General features: G+C 66.1%; 21 protein-coding genes. 10 read left to right on the forward strand and 11 right to left on the reverse strand.

The window, feature by feature from the left end:
• Positions 1 to 84: 84 nt before the first annotated feature.
• The gene (dnaA, locus tag ACEN9H_RS31840; protein ID WP_371763268.1) at positions 85 to 1497 is read right to left on the reverse strand and encodes a chromosomal replication initiator protein DnaA; all 1413 of its coding nucleotides are present in this window, start codon (positions 1495 to 1497) and stop codon (positions 85 to 87) included.
• Positions 1498 to 1855: 358 nt separating this feature from the next.
• Between dnaA and rpmH the strand changes: the two genes are divergently transcribed.
• From rpmH to ACEN9H_RS31885, 9 genes are all read left to right on the forward strand, one after another.
• A complete protein-coding gene (gene rpmH, locus ACEN9H_RS31845) occupies positions 1856 to 1990 on the forward strand; it encodes a 50S ribosomal protein L34 (protein WP_075796440.1) in 135 nt (44 codons plus the stop codon).
• 34 nt (positions 1991 to 2024) lie between these two features.
• Positions 2025 to 2468, forward strand: a complete 444-nt coding sequence (gene rnpA / locus ACEN9H_RS31850) for a ribonuclease P protein component (protein WP_413673333.1) — start codon at positions 2025 to 2027, stop codon at positions 2466 to 2468.
• Positions 2465 to 2725 carry a membrane protein insertion efficiency factor YidD gene (gene yidD / locus ACEN9H_RS31855; RefSeq protein ID WP_056126914.1) on the forward strand — a complete coding sequence of 87 codons (261 nt, stop codon included), beginning with the start codon at positions 2465 to 2467 and terminating at the stop codon, positions 2723 to 2725. Before rnpA ends, yidD begins: the two co-directional genes overlap by 4 nt.
• Before the next feature lie 9 nt (positions 2726 to 2734).
• Positions 2735 to 4390, forward strand: coding sequence for a membrane protein insertase YidC (gene yidC / locus ACEN9H_RS31860; protein WP_371763270.1), 1656 nt, complete (start codon positions 2735 to 2737; stop codon positions 4388 to 4390).
• A gap of 164 nt (positions 4391 to 4554) precedes the next feature.
• Positions 4555 to 5934 (forward strand): tRNA uridine-5-carboxymethylaminomethyl(34) synthesis GTPase MnmE, encoded by a 1380-nt coding sequence (mnmE, locus tag ACEN9H_RS31865; protein ID WP_413673334.1) that lies wholly within the window; start codon positions 4555 to 4557, stop codon positions 5932 to 5934.
• Between the two features lie 119 nt (positions 5935 to 6053).
• Positions 6054 to 6722 (forward strand): hypothetical protein, encoded by a 669-nt coding sequence (locus ACEN9H_RS31870; protein WP_413673335.1) that lies wholly within the window; start codon positions 6054 to 6056, stop codon positions 6720 to 6722.
• Entirely contained in the window at positions 6719 to 8908 is a 2190-nt protein-coding gene (locus tag ACEN9H_RS31875; protein WP_413673336.1) for a hypothetical protein, read from the forward strand. The genes ACEN9H_RS31870 and ACEN9H_RS31875 overlap by 4 nt, the downstream gene beginning before the upstream one ends.
• Positions 8909 to 8946: 38 nt before the next feature.
• Positions 8947 to 9516 (forward strand): DUF1439 domain-containing protein, encoded by a 570-nt coding sequence (locus ACEN9H_RS31880; RefSeq protein WP_371763274.1) that lies wholly within the window; start codon positions 8947 to 8949, stop codon positions 9514 to 9516.
• A 358-nt stretch (positions 9517 to 9874) separates the two neighbouring features.
• A complete protein-coding gene (locus ACEN9H_RS31885) occupies positions 9875 to 10051 on the forward strand; it encodes a hypothetical protein (RefSeq protein ID WP_229412256.1) in 177 nt (58 codons plus the stop codon).
• 15 nt (positions 10052 to 10066) lie between these two features.
• Here the strand turns inward: ACEN9H_RS31885 and ACEN9H_RS31890 are convergent, their stop codons facing one another.
• Together ACEN9H_RS31890 and ACEN9H_RS31895 are read right to left on the reverse strand one after the other, a co-directional pair.
• Positions 10067 to 10684 (reverse strand): Hpt domain-containing protein, encoded by a 618-nt coding sequence (locus ACEN9H_RS31890; RefSeq protein WP_413673337.1) that lies wholly within the window; start codon positions 10682 to 10684, stop codon positions 10067 to 10069.
• 5 nt (positions 10685 to 10689) lie between these two features.
• Positions 10690 to 11640, reverse strand: a complete 951-nt coding sequence (locus ACEN9H_RS31895) for a CAP domain-containing protein (protein ID WP_413673338.1) — start codon at positions 11638 to 11640, stop codon at positions 10690 to 10692.
• Between the two features lie 157 nt (positions 11641 to 11797).
• On the opposite strand from ACEN9H_RS31895, the gene pssA reads away from it, so the two are divergent.
• Positions 11798 to 12589: a CDP-diacylglycerol--serine O-phosphatidyltransferase gene (gene pssA / locus ACEN9H_RS31900; RefSeq protein ID WP_413673339.1), complete on the forward strand. Its 792-nt coding sequence runs from the start codon at positions 11798 to 11800 to the stop codon at positions 12587 to 12589.
• A gap of 7 nt (positions 12590 to 12596) precedes the next feature.
• On the opposite strand, the gene ACEN9H_RS31905 is transcribed toward pssA, so the two are convergent.
• From ACEN9H_RS31905 to ACEN9H_RS31940, 8 genes are all read right to left on the reverse strand, one after another.
• Positions 12597 to 12905, reverse strand: coding sequence for a metal-sensitive transcriptional regulator (locus ACEN9H_RS31905; RefSeq protein WP_056126933.1), 309 nt, complete (start codon positions 12903 to 12905; stop codon positions 12597 to 12599).
• Between the two features lie 14 nt (positions 12906 to 12919).
• Positions 12920 to 13849: an aldo/keto reductase gene (locus ACEN9H_RS31910; RefSeq protein WP_413673340.1), complete on the reverse strand. Its 930-nt coding sequence runs from the start codon at positions 13847 to 13849 to the stop codon at positions 12920 to 12922.
• A gap of 137 nt (positions 13850 to 13986) precedes the next feature.
• Positions 13987 to 15135, reverse strand: coding sequence for a D-alanyl-D-alanine carboxypeptidase family protein (locus tag ACEN9H_RS31915; protein ID WP_056126937.1), 1149 nt, complete (start codon positions 15133 to 15135; stop codon positions 13987 to 13989).
• Positions 15136 to 15235: 100 nt separating this feature from the next.
• The gene (locus ACEN9H_RS31920) at positions 15236 to 15865 is read right to left on the reverse strand and encodes an alpha/beta hydrolase (protein ID WP_160410777.1); all 630 of its coding nucleotides are present in this window, start codon (positions 15863 to 15865) and stop codon (positions 15236 to 15238) included.
• A 21-nt stretch (positions 15866 to 15886) separates the two neighbouring features.
• Entirely contained in the window at positions 15887 to 16213 is a 327-nt protein-coding gene (locus tag ACEN9H_RS31925) for a (2Fe-2S) ferredoxin domain-containing protein (protein ID WP_091664647.1), read from the reverse strand.
• Positions 16214 to 16256: 43 nt separating this feature from the next.
• Complete coding sequence (locus tag ACEN9H_RS31930; protein WP_056126942.1) at positions 16257 to 17384, reverse strand: VanZ family protein; 1128 nt, start codon at positions 17382 to 17384, stop codon at positions 16257 to 16259.
• Complete coding sequence (locus ACEN9H_RS31935) at positions 17381 to 17986, reverse strand: ABC-type transport auxiliary lipoprotein family protein (RefSeq protein WP_371763282.1); 606 nt, start codon at positions 17984 to 17986, stop codon at positions 17381 to 17383. The genes ACEN9H_RS31930 and ACEN9H_RS31935 overlap by 4 nt, the downstream gene beginning before the upstream one ends.
• A 14-nt stretch (positions 17987 to 18000) precedes the next feature.
• Positions 18001 to 18948: an MlaD family protein gene (locus tag ACEN9H_RS31940; protein WP_056126946.1), complete on the reverse strand. Its 948-nt coding sequence runs from the start codon at positions 18946 to 18948 to the stop codon at positions 18001 to 18003.
• Position 18949: the final 1 nt, after the last annotated feature.

The following is an 18949-nucleotide window of genomic DNA, read 5'->3' on the forward strand; positions in this document are numbered from 1 at the left end:
GTTATGGGTAGGGTAAAAATGTTGTTCGCGCAATATTTTGCCAGAAATCATCGGGGGTACCGCCTTTTCCCCCGCGTTCACGCATCAGCCTTTCAGGGTCTGTTCCAGCACGTGCAATTCGTGGTTGCACTCTGCGTTCTTGGTGCGGTCCTGGGCGATCTTGCGGACCGCGTGCAGCACCGTCGTGTGGTCGCGTCCGCCGAACAGTTCGCCGATTTCCGGCAAACTCTTCTGCGTCAGCTCTTTCGCCAGGTACATCGCGATCTGGCGCGGACGCGCGATGTTGGCCGGGCGGCGCTTCGAATACATGTCCGCGACCTTGATGTTGAAGAAATCGGCCACGGTCTTCTGGATGTTTTCCACGGAGATCTGGCGGTTCTGCACGGACAGCAGGTCTTTCAGCGCTTCCTTCACGACGTCGATCGTGATGTCCTTGCCGTGGAAGCGCGAGTACGCGAGGATCTTCCTCAACGCGCCTTCCAGTTCGCGCACGTTCGAGCGCAGGTGTTTCGCGACGAAGAAGGCGACGTCGTCGTTCAGCATGACGCCTTCCGATTCCGCCTTCTTCATCAGGATCGCCACGCGCATTTCCAGTTCCGGCGGTTCGATCGCGACCGTCAGGCCCGAGTCGAAGCGCGAGATCAGGCGGTCGTCCATGCCCGTGATCTCTTTCGGATAGGTATCCGACGTGATGATGATCTGCTTTTTCGCTGCGATCAGTGCCTCGAACGCATAGAAGAATTCTTCCTGCGTGCGGCTCTTGCCACCGAAGAATTGAATATCGTCGATGAGCAGCATGTCCAGCGAGTGATAGTAATGCTTGAAGTCGTCGAAGCCTTTGCGCTGGTACGCGGTCACGACGTCGCGCACATACTGTTCCGCGTGGATATAGCGGATGCGCGCGCCCGGCTGGTCGGCCATCACCTGGTTGCCGATCGCGTGGATCAAGTGGGTCTTACCGAGGCCGACGCCGCCGTAGAAGAACAACGGGTTGTACGAGACGCCCGGGTTGTTGGCGACCTGGATCGCGGCGGCACGCGCCAGCTGGTTCGCCTTACCGGTCACGAAGTTCTCGAACGTAAGGTCCGGGTTGACGCGGCTCTGTTCGCGGCGCGGATTGTTCGCGATGACATTGTCCGGCGTGACGACAGGCATTTCAGGCACGGTCTTGTCGGCGGCGGCGTTGATGCCCAGCGCACCGCTGCTGGACGGCATCGGGGCAGGGGCCGACGACACCGCTTTTTTCGGCATGCTGTTCTTCGGGTCGAGCACGAACTGCACGTCGACCGGCCGCTGATAATGCTCGGACGCCAGCGCGGTGATGCGGTTGGCGAACTGCGACTTCACCCAGTCGAGCTTGAATCGATTGGGCGCCGCAATGCGCAGCTTGCCGTCCTCGTAGTCGAGGGCGACGAGTGGTTTGATCCACGCGGTATATTGCTGCGGTGTCAGCTCGAGCTCCAACTGGTTGGAACAGGTCTGCCAAAAGTTATCCATACATCGACTAAGTTAAGCGTAACACTCTATTTTACCTGTGTTCTCGCAAGTTATCCACAGGCGATACAGGAATTTTCCACTGAAACGGGAACGCCCGACGTGCGTCCGCAACCGTTTGCGGCGCACAATGGCGCGGTCTTGACACAACGGCCGCCTTGACAGTTGAAGTAAAAATGCTGAATAATTCAGGGTTCCCCGCCCGTACGCCTTGTTAATCCAACAAATGGCACACAGGCGACAAGCTTTGCTGTGGCGTGACGCTGGCTTAACAACTGCGAAATGTCATTGGCGCAATGCTGACTCATCGTGAGCTCAGCCCCGATTTTTTGCATTCTATTTTGCTTTAAGCGAGACCACCATGAAACGTACTTACCAACCTTCCGTCGTCCGTCGCAAGCGCACGCACGGCTTCCGCGCACGTATGGCTACCCGTGGTGGCCGCCTTGTCCTGAACGCTCGCCGCGCCAAGGGCCGCAAGCGCCTGGCTGTCTAAGCCCGGAAAGCCGCATCGACCACGCCTACGACATATGTCAGGCGAAGGTTCGCTCGACTTTGCGCGCGTTCGGCGTATCGTAAAAACGGATGAGTTTTCATCCGTTTTTCGTTTGCGCCCTGCACAAAAAACCGCGCATTTCGTGCTCTATACCCGACCGAATGCCCTGCCTCATGCGCGGCTGGGCGTCGTCGCGGCCAAACGTTTTGCGCCGCGCGCGGTCACGCGCAACACCATCAAGCGCATCACGCGCGAACTGTTCCGGACCACGCAGCTGCCGGCGCTCGACTGCATCGTGCGCCTGTCGCGTCCGGTCAACGGCAAGGACGGTCCGGCGACGACGTCCGCGCTGAAGGCGCAGTTGCGCGTCGAGCTGGCGCGGTTGTTCGCATCGCAGTTGCCGCGTCCACGTAAGGCCAATGCCGCTCCACAGGCGGCAAGCGTTGCGCCTTCAGGTTCGCAACCGGGACTATCATGAACCGGTTGCTCGTCTGGCTGTTGCGCGGTTACCAGTTGCTGGTGTCTCCGATGCTCGGACAGAACTGCCGTTTCTTTCCGACCTGTTCCAATTACGCGATCGAGGCCGTCAAGATCCACGGCGCCGCGCGCGGCGGATGGCTGGCCCTGCGCCGCGTCTGCCGCTGCCATCCGTGGAACGATGGCGGCGTCGACCTGGTACCGCGTCCCGGGGAGCAGCATTCCTCACCAACCGCTTGCGGTTGCAAGCATTCCTGAATAAGACCAATGGAAATCAATAAACGTACCATCCTGTGGATCGTGTTCGCCGTCTCGCTGGTCGTCCTGTGGAACGACTGGATGGTGGCCAACGGCAAGCAGTCGATGTTCTCGGCGCAGCCGCCGGCCAAGGTCGCGCAGGCACCGAACCCGGCCAAGCCGAATGATCTGCCGACGGCCGCGACGCCGACCCCGGCCGGCACCGTCCCGGGCACGCCCGCGGCACCCGCGCCCGTGCAGACCCAGGTCATCACCGTCACCACCGACGTCTATAAAGTCGACATCGACACGGCCGGCGGCGTGATCCGCCGCCTGGAGCTGCTGAAGTACCGCGACAAGGTCGACCATACGAAGAACCAGGTGCTGTTTCAGGCCAACGGTCCGCGCGTCTACCTCGCGCAGACGGGCCTGACCGGCGCCAGCGCGGCCGGCGTCCTGCCGAACCACAACACCCCGTTCACGGTCCGTCCGGGCCCGCGTACGCTGGACAGCAACAACCAGGTGCAGGTCGTGCTGGACGCGGAGCAGGGCGGCGTGCGCCTGACCAAGACCTTCACGTTCAAGCGCAACGACTACGTGATCGACGTGCGCCACGACGTGACGAACCTGACCCAGGCACCGGTCACGCCGTCGCTGTACTTCCAGCTCGAGCATGACGGCATGAAGCCGGAAGGCGACACCTATTTCAACAGCAGCTACACGGGCCCCACGCTGTGGACGCCGGAAGAGCACTACCAGAAGCTGACGTTCGAGAAGATCGGCAAGGGCTCGGCCGACCACGCCAAGCAGTCGAAGGATGGCTGGATCGCGATCTCGCAGCACTTCTTCGTCTCGGCCTTCATCCCGCCGGCGAACACGCAGCGCGACATCTACACGAAGTCGCTGGGTAACAACCTGTTCGCCATCGGCGCCGTCGAGCCGCTGGGCACCGTCGCACCGGGCGCGACCGTCTCGAACGCCGCGCGCCTGTACTCGGGTCCGCAGGTGCAGAGCCTGCTGGAAGGCGTGACCCCGGGCCTGGATCTGGTGCGCGACTACGCATGGGCCGCGATCATCGCCAAGCCGATCTTCGCCACGATGAACTGGCTGCACTCGATGATCGGCAACTGGGGCTGGACCATCATCGCCTTCACCATCCTGATCAAGCTGCTGTTCTTCCCGCTGTCGGCGGCCGGCTACCGCAGCATGGCCAAGATGAAGACGGTGACGCCGAAGATGCAGGCGATCCGCGAGCGTTTCAAAAACGATCCGGTCAAGATGCAGCAGGCCACGATGGAGCTGTACAAGGCCGAGAAGATCAACCCGCTGGGCGGCTGCCTGCCGATCCTCGTGCAGATGCCGGTGTTCCTGGCCCTGTACTGGGTGCTACAGGCCGCGGTCGAGATGCGCGGCGCACCGTGGGTGGGCTGGATCCACGACCTGACGGCACCGGACCCGTACTTCATCCTGCCGATCCTGTACGCGATCTCGATGTTCATCACGCAGAAGCTGAACCCGCAGCCGGCCGATCCGGTGCAGGCCAAGATGATGATGTTCATGCCGCTGGCGTTCTCGGTCATCTTCCTGTTCTTCCCGTCCGGTCTCGTGCTGTACTGGGTCGTGAACAACCTGATCTCGATGGCGCAGCAGTACGTCATCACCAAGAAGTTCGCGCCGGCCAAGTAATCGCGGTTGAATGCGTTAAGAGCCCGTGCTTGCACGGGCTTTTTTATTAGGTTGTCCCGTCGTTCCCGCGAAAGCGGGAACCCATGCTGAGTCGACCGAAGATGCTCAGTATGGATTCCCGCTTCCGCGGGAATGACGGCGACTAATCGACTAGAATCCTCAACATGAAACTCGACACCTCCCCCATCGCCGCCATCGCCACCGCCCCCGGCCGCGGCGGCATCGGTGTGGTGCGCGCCTCCGGCAAGAACCTCGCACCGCTCGTGGCCGTGCTGTTCCCCGGCACGAAGCTCGCGCCCCGCCACGCCACTTATCTGCCGTTCAAGGATGCCGCGGACACCGTCATCGACGAAGGCCTCGCGCTGTACTTCAAGGCGCCGCACTCGTACACCGGCGAGGACGTGCTGGAACTGCAGGGCCACGGCGGCCCCGTCGTGCTGCGCATGCTGCTCGCGCGCGTGCTGGAGGCGGGCCGCGACCTGGACCTGCGCCTCGCCGAGCCGGGCGAATTCACACGCCGCGCCTTCCTGAACGACAAGCTCGATCTCGCGCAGGCGGAGGCCGTCGCCGACCTGATCGACGCGTCCACCGAGGCCGCCGCGAAATCGGCGTCGCAATCGCTGTCCGGCGCGTTCTCGAAGGTCGTGCACGAACTGGTCGAGAAGACGATCAACCTGCGCATGCTCGTCGAAGCCACGCTCGATTTCCCGGAAGAGGAGATCGACTTCCTCGAGAAATCCAATGCGCGCGGCCAGCTGAAAGGCATCGTCGACGCGCTGGAAGCCGTGTTCCGCCAAGCCGCGCAAGGCGCGCTGCTGCGCGAGGGTTTGAATGTCGTGCTGGTCGGCCAGCCGAACGTCGGCAAATCGTCGCTGCTGAACGCGCTGGCCGGCTCGGACGTCGCCATCGTCACGCCGATCGCGGGCACGACGCGCGATAAAGTCAGCGAGACGATCCAGGTCGAGGGCATCCCGCTGAACATCGTCGACACGGCCGGCATCCGCGCCATCGACGAAGGCATCGACGTCGTCGAGCGCATCGGCATCGAGCGCACGTGGGGCGAGGTCGGCAAGGCGGACGTGATCCTGCACCTGCTCGACGCGAGCCTCGGCCCGGCCAAGGCCGACGAGGACATCGTCGCCGCGTTCCCGCCGGGTGTGCCCGTCGTGCGCATCTGGAACAAGATCGACCTGTCCGGACACAAGCCATCCGTGGACCAGGGCGCGGAGGCGGTCAACATCTACCTGTCCGCACACGAGAAGATCGGCATCGACCTGCTGCGCGCGGAACTGCTGCGCATCGCCGGCTGGCAGCAGACGGGCGAGTCGCTGTACCTCGCGCGCGAACGCCACCTCGTCGCGTTGCGCCAGGCACGCGAGCACCTGCGGTATGCCGCCGAGCATGCGGCGCAGGATGACCAGTCGCTCGATTTGTTCGCGGAAGAGCTGCGGCTCGCGCAGGATCAGCTGTCCAGCATTACCGGGCAGTTCACGCCGGACGATCTGCTGGGGGTGATCTTCAGCCGCTTCTGTATCGGCAAGTGAGCCGACAATGAGCCCGCTCCGGCGGGTTTTTTTTACGCCTGTCGTGTGTGATTGTGTGTGCAAATTCGGCCAATAAAACTTGCTAACATGGCGTCCGCCGCAGCTGCCGAAAGACCCGCTTGCCCATTCCCGCCCTGCCGCCCGAACCGCCCGCCGGCGCCATCGCCTGGCTGTGGAGAGACGCGCCCGTCCCCGCGTTCTCGCGCACTACTGTCGCCGTGGTCGACCGCCATATCTGGCTCGCCGGCGACAAGGTGCTCGTGCGGCCGGGCGCGCGCCCGCGTGCGCTCGCGCGCGACACGCGCGTGATTCCCGTCGTGCACGTCGAGATCGATCCGCTGCATCCGCCATCGGGTCTGCAGGCCGCACGCGATACCGTGCTGGCCGCCATGCACAGCGCCGCGCGCGCGTCGACGTCGGGCTGGGTGCAGCTCGACCTGGAAGCGCGGCCGTCGCAGCGCGCCGACTACCGCGACCTCGTGCACCGCATCCGCGCCGCGCTGCCGGGCGACATGCGGCTGAGCGTCACGGCCCTCGGCTGGTGGTGCCGCGCCCCGGCCTGGCTGGACGGGCTGGAAGCGGATGAAGTGGTGCCGATGTTCTTCCGCATGGGCCGCGACAACGAGGCGCTGCGCGACATCGTGGCGATGCGGCCCGAGGTGCTGCACCCGCTGTGCCGCGCGGGCAGCGCCGGCTTTTCGCGCCAGGAAGCGTTCCCGCCCGCGGTGGCGGCGCGCTACCGGCACACGTTCTGGTTCGACGAAAAAGGATGGAGAGATTCCCGATGAAATACCTGCTTGCCTGTGCCGCCATCGCCGCCGTCGCGGCGAATGCGTTCGCCAGCGGCGACTATGGTCCCAGCTACACGATGTTCAAGGCGTACACGAAGCCGGACATCCCCAACGCGCGCTTCCAGGCCGGAGACCTGGGCGTGCTGCAGCCGGGCATGCGCCGCGTCTACCTGTACACGGCCTGGCGCGCGATCATGCTCGGCGCGCCGGTCGCGAAGAAGCCGGGCACCGACAAAGGCCTGGACCGCGCCGACGGCAGCGCGTTCGGCAATGGGTGGGACCACGTCGACGGCGAAGACACCTCCGCGGACCTGGTCGGGCGCGCCGCCAACGTCTTGAACATCAAGGCCGACGACCCGGCGGCGCGCATGATCGTCGCCTGTCCGGCGGCCGCCGATGCCTACGCGGCCGCGACCCTGCGCCAGCTGGAGGCCCGGCCCGACGCCACCCGCGCGCGGGTCGATGCATGGCTGCGCGCGCAATACCAGGTCGGCGAATCCTGCCAGCGCGCGGAGGATGCGCGCTACTCGTATCGCACCGAGAAACTGCCCGACATCGTCGCGCCGCAGCCGCTGCCCGCGACGGAGCCGGCCTACTGGCGCCAGCTGCGCGACTACCAGCGCGCCGCGTGGCAGTTCCACGGCGGCCACTATGCCGAGAGCACCGCGCTGTTCGACCGGATCGGTGCGACGGCCGGCCATCCGATGCGGGATCTCGGCGCGTATCTCGCCTTGCGCTCGGAAGTGCGGCGCGCCGTCGCCGCCGTGCCGCAGACGCCGCGCGATGAACGCGAGCACCAGGCGCAGGTCCTCGACAAACGCGGCGCCGCCATCGTGGCCGACGCGTCGCTGCAAACGATGCACGAACCGGCCCGCGCGCTGCTGCGGTCCATGCGCGCGCGGCTGACGCCCGAAGCCCGGCTCGACGAATTGAACCGCTACCTGGATGATCCTGCGCGCGACCCGTACGCGCTCGACCGCCTCGGCGACTGGTCCGTGCTGATGGACGATGCGAAGCTGGAGCCGCTGCGCGGACAGCATGCCTTCGTCGACTGGATCGCAACGCTGCAGGACTGCGCCGGCAACCGCGACGGATCGTGCGCCGTCCCGGCACGCCACGCGCTGGAGCGCTGGCAGCAGGGGACGAAGCCGCGCGGGCACACGGATCCGTGGCTGGTCGCCGCGCTGATGCTGTCCGAGACGCTGACGCCCGCGCTGGAACAGGCCGCGCTGGCCGTCGACTCTTCCGATCCGGCTTACCTCACCGTGCGCTACCACCTGGCGAGGCTGTACCGCCTGGCGGGCAAGCGCGATGCCGCGCGCGCCGTCGCGGACGCCGCGCTGAAGGGCAAGCTGTCGCCGGGCACGCGCAACCTGTTCCGCGAAGAGCGCTTCGCCGTCGCGACGTCGGTGCGGGATGCCGGCGCGTACCTGCTGCGCGCGAACGTCGACATGGCGAGCCCCGACGCCGCACCGGCCGAGGACATGCTCAACGACGATGCCATCGCGTGGTTCAAGCGCGGCCTGGCAGCCGCCGACATGCTCGAGCTGGCGCGCGTGGAGTCGCTGCCGCAGCCGCTGCGTGCGCGCATCGCCGGTGCGGCCTGGATCCGCGCCGCGCTGCTCGACCAGCCCGACACCGGCCGCGCCGCCGCCGACCTGCTGGCCAGGCTGGTGCCGGCCACGGGCGAGATGGCGGCGCGCTACGCCCGCGCCGCCACGCCCGCCGAGCGCCGTCACGTGGCGCTGGTCGCGGCGGTTGCATTCGGCCTGTCCGCGGACCTGGATATGGCCGCCCCGCCCGTGACGCGGATCGAGGCCGGCGACGCGACGGCGTCCGCGTGGTGCAGCTTCAAGCCGGACCGCCTGGGCGAGCCGACGAGCTTCGTGTGGCGCCTGCCGGCGACGCCGGACCTGGGCGACGCGACGGCGCGCCGCGCGGAACTGGGCAAGCTGGAACAACTGAAGACGGCCACCGGCACGTTGGGCGACGACGTGCTGCAATGGGCCGACACGCATCCGGCCGATCCGGAGCTGCCCTGGCTGCTGCACGTGGTCGTGATGTCGACGCGCGGCGGTTGCCTCGACGACGATGCGAAGGCCCTGTCGCGCAAGGCGCACGCGCTGCTGCACAAGCGCTGGCCGAAGAGCGAATGGGCGCGCGCAACGCCGTACTTCTATTGATGTGCTAGGCTTCGCCCCATCCATGAACGAGTGAGGCGATGATGACGGCGATGACGAGACGGGCGTTCGGCAAGGCGGCGCTGGCGCTGGCGGGCGGCGGCCTGCTGGCATCCTGCGCGACGGTGATCGGACCGCGCCGCGTCGAACTGTCGCAATCCCGCCTGCAGGCCGGCCTGGAGCGCCGCTTCCCGCTGCGCAACCGCATGCTCGAGCTGTTCGACGTGCAACTGACCCGGCCGCGCCTCGCGATCATGCCGGAGACGGACCGCGTGGGCCTGTCCCTGGACGTGTCCGTGTCGCCGCCGTTCCTGCGCCAGTCGTGGAACGGCAGCCTGGCCATGTCCGGCCACCTGGTGCTGGACAACGTGCGCAATGCCGTCGTCCTGTCCGCCACGCACGTCGACAGCTTCGACGTCGAAGGCATGGAGGGCGACCGCGCACGCGACCTGGGCCGCGCCGCCGATCTGCTCGTGAATCAACTGATGCGCGACATGCCGGTCTACACCTTCCGCCCCGACGACCTGCGCTATGCCGGCGTGCAATTTATTCCCACCCGCCTCGAGACGGCGCCCGGCGCCCTGTTCGTCACGCTGGAACCGGCGCGCTGACGGCATCCGGCGCGCCCGTCGTAAATCTGACACGGCGGCCCGCACGATTGAACGGCCCGGCGCGCGCATTGCCAGTACTGCTATTATTTCGGGCAGTTGGATGGTCCGGCATCGGTGACGATGACGTCGGGGCACCGCGACTGTTGTTTCTTGAAAACTCGTGGGCAACAGGCGTTGCACAGGTAGCACAATCGGCGCACACTGGTTTGAAAGACCGCGTACCGCAGAAGCGGGCACAAGCGCGCTTGCGCTTTCTCATGCACACGATGTTCCACTAAAGTAATCTCAGCGTTACTGACGTGCTGCCGGTAAGGGGGAAACCTTGGAAACGATACAGGAAAGTGTTCAGGACAAGAGCGTGCCTGTCGATCCGGCCGTCGCGGCGCCCATGAGTGCGGCGCCGGTGCCCGCCCGTCTGAGCCTGCCACCCAAGGGCGCGTGCTGGTATTGCGACAAACCGCTCGACAGCGTGCGCCGTTTCTGCGGCAAGTCCTGCGCCGATTCGTTCGACGAAGAAGCGGAATACAACCGCTGAACCGCGGGCTGCGCGTCAGCCGCCCGCCCGTTCGCGCAGCAGCGCCAGGGCGCCGTCGAAGTCGAAGCCTTCGACCAGGTCCGCCACCTGGCGATAACATCCTTCCCCGAGTTGTGCGGCCAACGCGCCGGCGCCTTCGCGCACGAGGTCGACCGCATCGCCGTTGCCTTCGTCGAGCAGCGCCATCAGGCGGTCGACGATGGCGTGATCCATCTCCGCCAGCGGCTGCGCCGGCGCCGCGGGACGGCGTTCCGGCAAGGTGAGCGCCAGCGCATCCAGTTCGCGCAACACCCGTTCCAGCTCATCCTGCAGGCGCGCGAGGCTGCCGTGGACGTCGCCCGCACCCCCGCGCAACAGGCCTTCCACGATGTCGGCCTGGCGCCGCAGCGGCACCGCCTCGATCATGCCGGCGGCCCCTTTCAGCGTGTGGACGAGGCGTAGCGCGAGCGCGGTATCGCCCTGGTCGTGCGCGGTGCGGATGCCGGCCGCGGCCTGGCGGTACTCGTTGCGAAAGCGCGCGAGGACGCGCCCGAACAGCGCACCGTCGCCCATCAGGCGCGCGATGCCGCCCGCGTGGTTCACGGCGGGGGCATCGTGTGCGTCTGGCGGAAAACGGCGGTCGGGACTATCCATGCGTGTTATTTCGTTGTGAATGACCAGTTGCGGCTGATCGGGACGCCGTCGATGGCACCCGAGAAGCTGACATCATACGTGGTCGCGGACGCCAGCTGGGCCAGAGGCACGATCGCCGCCGCCGACTTCGTGGTTGTATTCGAATCCTTGCCCAAGGCCAGCAGGCGCGTCTCCAGATCGTTACTGGTCCCGTGTGCGCGCATCGTGAAACTCTGGACCGTCAGCGTGCGATCGAGGTTCGTGTGCACGCTGACCGGGTAGCCGACGACGCTGCGGTCGGGGACCGGATCCGGTTCCTCGTAATCGCTGTTGAAGTTGGGTGTCACCTGGGTCTGCCCATTGAACGGCCACGTCACGATCGTGCCCGCGGCGATGCCGCTCCCGTAGCCGTTGTTGGCCACGAAGTCGGCGGTGAAGTAACTGTAATTGGCGGACGTCGTCGCCGCGCCCGCGCCGATTTCCTTGAACACGGGCTCGAAGATCACGAAGCGGTGGTAGATCGCCGTGATCAGTTCCTCGGCCATGTAGAAGCCGGAACCGTTCGAGGTGGCCGAAATGACTTCGCCGATCGCATTCGGCGACCCGAACACGTAGCCGGCATTCTGCAGGCGGTCCTGCAGGCGCGCGCCCGTGTAGCCGGTCTTGCCGGCCGTCTGGTCGTGCGTCACCACGTTGTTGATGCGCTGGTAATCGGAATGGCCCTGGGCCGCGGTGTCGATGACGGCGTTGCGCGCCAGCGCCGGCATGCCGATCTGGCTGCGGCGGTAGTTGATCCAATTCAGGCCGTCGGTGGCGATGTTGTTCGTCGCCGTGGGCGCCGAGGCGTCCTGTCCCGAGAATCCGGTGGAGGGAGTCGCGTTCGGGGCGCCGGCACTACTCCCGCCGCCGCCCCCGCCGCAGGCGACGAGCGCCCACGCCGCGGTGCAGGCGAGGGCGATCTGCCTTACGCGAAGCATACTGTTCATCATATATCGCTCCCAGCGTCGGTCCTGATGGGGTAAAGGAGCCTCCATTCTAGGCGAAATCGGGGCCCGGTGACGATCGTAAGGACAATCGCGGCCCCGGCATAAGCCCATGTAAAATAAGCCATTCTTCCGCTTTTAACGAATTCCAGTGAATCCGACCCGCCAGCAGCGCCTCGCGCGCGCCAAGTTTGCCCTGCCCAGTTTCGTGACCCTGCTGTCGATCGCCTGCGGATTCGGCAGCATCGTGATCTCGGTCGACAACGCGCCCGTGGGCGATCCGTCCGACTATCGCCTGGCCGCGATCCTGCTGGTGCTGGCGGGCGTGTTCGACGCGCTCGACGGCTTCGTCGCCCGCGCCACCAACACCCAGTCCGCGTTCGGCGTGCAGCTTGACTCCATCGCCGACGTGATGAATTTCGGTTGCGCGCCCGGCCTGCTGCTGTACTGCTACGGCTTCGCCCAGATGGGCGCCGCGCACCCGACCCTCGTGCGCATGGGCGGCCTGGCGTGCTTCGTGTTCGTGGCCTGCGGTGCGCTGCGGCTGGCGCGCTTCAACGTGATGGTCGGGAAGACGGACCCGCGCTACTTCGTCGGCATGCCGATCACCGCGGGCGCGGCCTGCGTGGCCTCGGTGGTGGTCGCGTGGCCGGACCCGGTGGCCGACATGGCCGGCGCCTTCCTCGTCATGCTGCTGATGGTGGCCGTCGGCACCCTGATGGTGTCGACGATCCGCTTCCCCAGCTCCAAGCAGCCGAAATCGAAGGCGGCCCTGGTCGCGCTGGTCGTCTGCATCGCGCTGCTGGCGCTGTTGCGCACGCGCTTCTTTGCGCTGTTCTTCGTGTTTTATATCGGCGCGACGCTGCTGCTGAACATCGCGTGGATGGGCGGGTGGACCAGGATCGCGCCGCCGAAGGTGTACGAGGACAACGTAGAGGACTGAGGGCGGATTAAGCGAATTTGTCGAACATGGCGGCCAGGTGCGCCGCCGCCGCTTTCGCTTCCTCGACGTCGCCCGCGTTGCCCGTATGGGTGACGATGCTGGCGGTGAGGAGCTGCACGAACGACCGGTCCAGCGCCTTGCGCGCGGCGGCCATCTGCTGGGCCACGGCGTCGCAGTCGGACGGCGCATCGGCCAGCGCGATCAGCTTCTGCACGCCGCGCAACTGGCCTTCCACGCGCGCGAGACGGTTCAGCAGGTCCTTCTTCTGCTGCGCCGTCAGCGCGCGGCCTTCCACGATCTTGAGGGGTTCGCCCATGGCGGCGCAGGCTCCTACGCGACCTCGTGCCCGCGCGCGGCGCGCAGGATCGTGAACCAGTCGGCGCGCGACAGCTGGAACGTGGTGCCGGCCACGGCGACGGAAATCGCCTCGATGCGGCCGCTGCCCGTCAGCGGGATCGGGCGCGACGGCAGTTGCATGATCCACGCGAACACGACGCTTGCGAACGGCTGGTGCAGGCGGTCGGCGATCTCCTTGATCACGAGGCGCAGGTTTTCCGCGTTCGCGTCGTTCGACGTGAACAGGCGGCCGCCGGCCAGCGGCGACCAGATCATCGGCGCCACGCCTTTATCCTGCAGGCCGTCGAAGGTCTCGTCGAACATCGGCGCCACGTGCAGCGGCGAGAATTCGACCTGGTTCGTCGACAGTTCGATGCGGCGGTTCAGCGCCTCGAACTGGTGGCGGCTGAAGTTGGAGACGCCGAAGTGCAGCACCTTGCCGTCCTGCTTCAGGCGCGAGAATGCGCCGGCGATCTCGTCGAAGTCCATCAGCGGGTCGGGGCGGTGGATCAGCAGCAGGTCCAGGCGGTCCGTGTGCAGCTGGCGCAGCGATTCCTCGGCCGATGCGACGATGTGCGCGGCGCTCGTGTCGTAGTGCTGGATGGTGTGCTGCGGGCGTTTATTGGACAGCAGCCTGATGCCGCACTTGCTGATCAGCTGCATGCGGTCGCGCAGCGACGGCTGGGCGCGCAGCGCTTCGCCGAACAGGCCTTCGACGCCGTAGTTACCGTAGATATCCGCATGGTCGAACGACGTGACGCCCAGCGCGATGCACTGCTCGATGAAGGCGATGCGCTGCTCCACCGTCATGTCCCAGTCGGCCATGCGCCACATGCCGGCGACGATGCGGGACAGTTCGAGATCACCGTTCTTGCGGGTGGCGATGCGCGGGCAGGACAGGTCGCGGGGGAGGGCTGGGTTCATTGCGTTTTTCCAGGTTGACGGATCGCGTCATTATAAAACGTCGTTCCCGCGGAAGCGGGAACCCATGCCGAGGTGATCGAGGACGCTCAGTATGGGTTCCCGCCTGCGCGGGAACGACGGTGTTTACAGGCAGGTGATTACTTCATCCAGAGGCGCATCGAGTCCCACGCCCGGCCAAAGATCGACGCTTCCTGCACCTCTTCCAGCGCCACCACCGGCAGCGCCAGCAGCGGCTTGCCGTCGACGTTCATCTTCAGCGTGCCGACGCGGCTGTTCAGGGCCAGCGGCGCGACCAGCGGGTCCTTGCGTTCCAGGACCGGCTTCATCTTCTGGGCCACGCCCTTCGGCACGGTCACCCATACGTCGTTCGGGAAGCCGATCTTGACGTTCGACTTGGAGCCCTTCCAGATTTCCGGGGTCAGGATGGCCTGGCCTTTCGAATACAGCTTGACGGTGTCGAAGTTCTGGAAGCCCCAGTTCAAGAGCTTCTGGCTTTCCGCCGTGCGGTTGCCGTCCGACGTGGCGCCGGACAGCACCGAGATCAGGCGGCGCTCGCCGGCCGGGCCGTTCGGGCGGTGGGCCGACGCGATCATCGAGAAGCCCGACGCTTCCGTGTGGCCCGTCTTCATGCCGTCCACGGTCGGGTCCAGCCACAGCAGGCGGTTGCGGTTCTGCTGCTTGATGCGGTTGTACGTGAATTCCTTGACCGAGTCGATCTTGTAGAACTCGGGGAAATCCTTGATGACGCGCGCAGCCAGGATCGACAGGTCGCGCGCGGTAGAGTAGTTGTCCGGCGACGGCAGGCCGTGCGGGTTGGCGAACCTGGTGTTCTTCATGCCCATGCGCTCGGCGTCGCGGTTCATCAGGGTGACGAACGTCGCTTCGTCGCCGGCGACGGCTTCGGCCAGCGCCACGGCCGCGTCATTGCCCGACTGGACCATCAGGCCGTACAGCAGGTCGCTGATCTTCACCGGGGTGGCGGGGTCGATGAACATCTTCGAGCTGCTGCCGTCGACCTTCCATGCGCGGACCGACACGTTGACCATCTGGTCCAGCGTGACTTTCTTGTCGCGCACGGCTTCGAACACGACGTAGGCCGTCATGACCTTGGTGAGCGACGCCGGCTCGATCCGGGTATCCGGATCCTGGGAGGCGATGATCTGGCCGCTGGTGGCGTCCAGCAGCAGCCACGAACGGGCGGCGATTTGCGGAGCCGGCACCTGCTGCGCTTGGGCGGCCGACATCAAAAGGGCACTGGCGGCGAGGGCCGCGATTAACTTTTTCATGGAAGGCAATTCAGAGGATAACGTGGATTGTGATGCGATAGACAATGCTCGAAAGCATTGCCTTGAAAGAAGATCGCATCATTATAGGCCAGCGTTCGCCTCAAATGTCACGTCGCCACAATTGCGCGACAAGATTTTTAATGTGGACGAGCTTGCGGTGGAAGAAGTGGTCGGCGCCGGGGATCACCGTCACGGGGATGTCGAGCGGGCGCGCCCAGTCGAACACGTGCGCGAGCGGTATCGTATCGTCAAGTTCGCCGTGGATCAGGATCGTGTCGGCCGGGACTTCCGGCATCGGCCACTTGCCCGCGGCCGTACCGACCAGCGCCAGGCGCTCGGCCGGGCGGCCCTGCTGGATCAGGCGCTGTTGCAGTTGTGCCTGCACGAACGTGCCGAACGAGAAGCCGGACAGCGCGTACGGCAGGCCCGGATACTGTTCGATCATGTGGTCGAGCATGATTTCCATGTCGTCCACTTCGCCGCGGCCTTCGTCGTGCACGCCTTCGGACTCGCCCACGCCGCGGAAATTGAAGCGGGCCGTCACGTAGCCGAGGCCGACGAACGCGCGGGCCAGTGTCTGCGCCACTTTATTGTCCATCGTGCCGCCGTACAGCGGGTGCGGGTGCGCCACGAGGGCGATGCCGACGGGCGTGCCTTCCGGTTCGTCCAGCACACACTCCATCTTGCCTGCGGGGCCGGTCAGGTAAAACTTCTGGGAATTCTTGTTCATTGCTTGTTCATCAGTACTTCGTCAGATCTTCAAGCGTTCGACGACCTCGCCCTTGACGAGGTGGCGGTCGATGATTTCATCGATGTCGGAGTTGTCCACGTAGGTGTACCAGGTGCCCTGCGGGTAGATGACCACGACGGGGCCTTCCTCGCAGCGGTCCAGGCACCCGGCCTTGTTGATGCGCACCTGGCCCGGGCCGTTCAGGCCCAGTTCCTTGACGCGCTTCTTGGCGTGTTGCTGGGCCGCTTCGGCGCCGCTCTTGCCGCAGCTGGGGCGGCAGTCCTTGCCTTCGCGTTCGTTCAGGCAGAAGAACACGTGGTGTTTATAAAAGGGTTTGTCGTCGTTCATGTCGGTTCCGGATGGCGTGTATCTTTCATATGATACGCCGTTATCAAGAGCGATTCAGCCGGTGCGACGGCAGCAGCAGGAACCACAGCGCGATGATGGGCCAGGCCATGTCGAGGAACTGGGCCGCCCCGTTGAAATTCAGGAATTTGCCCTGCTGCCAGGCCTGCAGGGTGGAGACGAAATACGGGTTGGCAGGAATCGTATTGACGACGATGAGCGACAGCACGAGCGTCACGACGGCCAGCCGGCGCTGCGCGACCTGGGGCGCGAACGCGAGGCCGGCCAGCATGATCAGCCCGATCAGGAAGCCGCCTTCGGCGCCCGGCGTGACCCACACGAACGCATTGTCGGGCGCGAAGAACAGGGAACTGGCGAGCGTCTTGACGACGATGCCGACGCCGATCAGCGCCAGCATCAGCGACAGCCGGGGCGCGCCGCGGCGCGTGAGGCACAGCAGCGTGAGGGCGGCGCCCGTCATGCCGCATGCGGTGATGATGGTCTCGGACAGCCAGTACTGCTCCACGCTCATCGGCACGTCGCCGCGCAGCATGGTCACGAGGTCGATGTCCGTGTCGAGCCAGTCGGACAGCCATTCCGACAGCAGCGGCAGGATCTGGCCGTTGCCGAACAGGTAGTTCTGCGGATAGACCTGGGCCAGGGGCCACAGCGCGACGAGCACCAGGCCCTGGCTCGCATGCGCCGCGAACCAGCGCTGCCGCAGCAGATATAAACGGCTGCGGTCGAGCAGCATCGGGGCGAACCATGCGCCGAGCACCGCCCCGGCCAGGCAGCCGCCCGCATTGGTCAGCAGGTCGAGACTCGACGGCACGCGGCTGGGCAGGTAGTTCTGCACGACCTCCATCGTGCCCGAGACGAGCAGGCCGACGACGGCCGCGATGGCGACCGCCCACAGGCCGCGCACGCGCGGATGCAACGCGAGCACGATCAGGATCCCGAACGGCATGTAGCCGACGATGTTGACCATGACGTCGAAACCGGTCCACCAGCGCGGCATCTGCAGGACGAGGAAGGCGAACGGCGACAGCCCGCTGCTGCGCCAGCCGGAAAACGGGAACCAGCTGGCGTAGACGATCAGCAGCAGATAGGCCAGCAGCGCCGCGCGCGCCACCGGCGAGGCGCGTGGGCCGGCCGCGTCTTCCGTCTCGGTCATCGTCGGTTGAGATTCAAGGTGCCCAGCCACGCCACGATGTCGGCCGCGACGGCGTCGGTGCTGGCCGCGAGGGCGCGCGCGCCGCCGGCCGCATCGGCGCTGGGCGCGGCGACGGCCTGGCGGAAGCTGCGCTGGTCGACGAGCGTATGGCCCTGGAACACGGAGGCGCGCACGGCGACGACGCCGGTGCTCTGGCTCACGCCGCCGAAGTCGTGGATGAATTCATCGACATCGATGCGCAGCAGCGGGATACCGCTGGCCGCATCCGTCTCCGACAGCACGCGCGCACCCGCCTGCGCGAGCCGCGTCTTGAAGCGCTGCGTCAGCAGCTGCAGCGGATTCGCCGTCCAGCGGCTGTTCGCATAGGTGCGGGCCTGCAGCGGGTCGGCATAGCTCAGGCGGTAGAACATGCGCTCGCTGTCCAGGGCGCTCGAGCCGGTGACGTCGGTGACGACCACGGCGCCGAGTACGCCCTGTGCCTGCGTTTGCGCGGCGGTGGCCGGGCCGAAGTCGAACTGCGTGGTGGGCTGGCCCTTCTGCGAGGCGCAGGCGGACAGGGTCAGGGCCAGGGCGGCAGCGAGAATGATGCGGGTCGGATGCATGGTCGCTGGGTTCCTCATTTGGTCGGGGGGGCGAAGCCGGGTTCGCCCGGGCCGGGTTCGGCGGCCGGTGCGCCGAACAGGATGCTTTGCGGGCGGTCGCCCAGGTTCGTCACGGTGCGGCGCACGGCGCGCAGCGACGTCTTCGCCTCGTCGGCCATGTCGACGACGTGCGGCAGCGTTTGCAGCTCGAGGTCGGACGTCACGCCGCCCAGCGAATCGATGGCCGCGCCGGCGCGCTCGATCGGGCCGCCCGGGGCCTGCAGGCTCGTCGCGAGGCGGTCGTAGTTGTGCGCGGCGGCGGTGACGCTGGTGGAAAGCTCCTGTACGGAGCCCATCGTGCGGTCGAGCTTATCGGTGAGTGCGGGCAGGCGCGCCAGGGTCGGCTGCAGCTGGCCCGGGATCTCGGCATACGCGGCGGCGGCCTTGTTGATGCTGTCGAAGGCGCCCGTGAGCTTGTCCTGGTTTTCCTTGCTCAGCACGTTATTCAGGCTGTCCGTGATGCGCTCCGTCTTTTCCAGGATCGCGAGGCCGCGCTTTTCCAGCTGGTCGAGCAGGCCGGGGCGCAGCGGGATGCGCGCCACGTGGCCCTTGTCGCTCTGCAGCAGCGGGGAGCCGGTGCGGTCGTCGTCGAGCTGGATGAAGGCGATGCCCGTCACGCCCTGGTAGCCGAGCGAGGCGAACGTCGTCTGCGTGACGGGCGCGCCTTCCTCGATCGAGAGCTTGATGAGGATCTGGCCCGTCACGCGCGGGTCGAACACGATGTCGTCCACGCGCCCGACTTCCAGGCCGCGGTAGCGCACCGCGGCCTGCGGGTTCAGGCCGGGGATGGTCTGCGTGGTGACGATCTCGTACGGATGCATCGTGGTGCGGTCGCGGTTCAGCCACAGGCCGATCAGGATGGCCGCGACGAGCAGCGCGACCGTGAAGAAGCCCGTCATGAGGGCATACGATCTGTTTTCCATG

Origin of the sequence: Massilia cellulosiltytica (assembly GCF_047325105.1) — a bacterium.
In the GTDB taxonomy this organism is placed as follows: domain Bacteria; phylum Pseudomonadota; class Gammaproteobacteria; order Burkholderiales; family Burkholderiaceae_D; genus Telluria; species Telluria orientalis.

What these genes read in the sequence shown, in the direction of transcription:
- mnmE (WP_413673334.1), top strand. Translation starts at nt 4,555, where the DNA reads ATGAAACTCGACACCTCCCCCATCGCCGCCATCGCCACCGCCCCCGGC.
- ACEN9H_RS31905 (WP_056126933.1), bottom strand. Translation starts at nt 12,905, where the DNA reads ATGGGCGAACCCCTCAAGATCGTGGAAGGCCGCGCGCTGACGGCGCAG.
- ACEN9H_RS31935 (WP_371763282.1), bottom strand. Translation starts at nt 17,986, where the DNA reads ATGCATCCGACCCGCATCATTCTCGCTGCCGCCCTGGCCCTGACCCTG.
- ACEN9H_RS31920 (WP_160410777.1), bottom strand. Translation starts at nt 15,865, where the DNA reads ATGAACAAGAATTCCCAGAAGTTTTACCTGACCGGCCCCGCAGGCAAG.
- ACEN9H_RS31910 (WP_413673340.1), bottom strand. Translation starts at nt 13,849, where the DNA reads ATGAACCCAGCCCTCCCCCGCGACCTGTCCTGCCCGCGCATCGCCACC.
- ACEN9H_RS31890 (WP_413673337.1), bottom strand. Translation starts at nt 10,684, where the DNA reads ATGGATAGTCCCGACCGCCGTTTTCCGCCAGACGCACACGATGCCCCC.
- yidC (WP_371763270.1), top strand. Translation starts at nt 2,735, where the DNA reads ATGGAAATCAATAAACGTACCATCCTGTGGATCGTGTTCGCCGTCTCG.
- ACEN9H_RS31925 (WP_091664647.1), bottom strand. Translation starts at nt 16,213, where the DNA reads ATGAACGACGACAAACCCTTTTATAAACACCACGTGTTCTTCTGCCTG.
- ACEN9H_RS31940 (WP_056126946.1), bottom strand. Translation starts at nt 18,948, where the DNA reads ATGGAAAACAGATCGTATGCCCTCATGACGGGCTTCTTCACGGTCGCG.
- ACEN9H_RS31915 (WP_056126937.1), bottom strand. Translation starts at nt 15,135, where the DNA reads ATGAAAAAGTTAATCGCGGCCCTCGCCGCCAGTGCCCTTTTGATGTCG.
- dnaA (WP_371763268.1), bottom strand. Translation starts at nt 1,497, where the DNA reads ATGGATAACTTTTGGCAGACCTGTTCCAACCAGTTGGAGCTCGAGCTG.
- rpmH (WP_075796440.1), top strand. Translation starts at nt 1,856, where the DNA reads ATGAAACGTACTTACCAACCTTCCGTCGTCCGTCGCAAGCGCACGCAC.
- ACEN9H_RS31930 (WP_056126942.1), bottom strand. Translation starts at nt 17,384, where the DNA reads ATGACCGAGACGGAAGACGCGGCCGGCCCACGCGCCTCGCCGGTGGCG.
- yidD (WP_056126914.1), top strand. Translation starts at nt 2,465, where the DNA reads ATGAACCGGTTGCTCGTCTGGCTGTTGCGCGGTTACCAGTTGCTGGTG.
- ACEN9H_RS31880 (WP_371763274.1), top strand. Translation starts at nt 8,947, where the DNA reads ATGATGACGGCGATGACGAGACGGGCGTTCGGCAAGGCGGCGCTGGCG.
- ACEN9H_RS31875 (WP_413673336.1), top strand. Translation starts at nt 6,719, where the DNA reads ATGAAATACCTGCTTGCCTGTGCCGCCATCGCCGCCGTCGCGGCGAAT.
- ACEN9H_RS31895 (WP_413673338.1), bottom strand. Translation starts at nt 11,640, where the DNA reads ATGCTTCGCGTAAGGCAGATCGCCCTCGCCTGCACCGCGGCGTGGGCG.
- rnpA (WP_413673333.1), top strand. Translation starts at nt 2,025, where the DNA reads ATGTCAGGCGAAGGTTCGCTCGACTTTGCGCGCGTTCGGCGTATCGTA.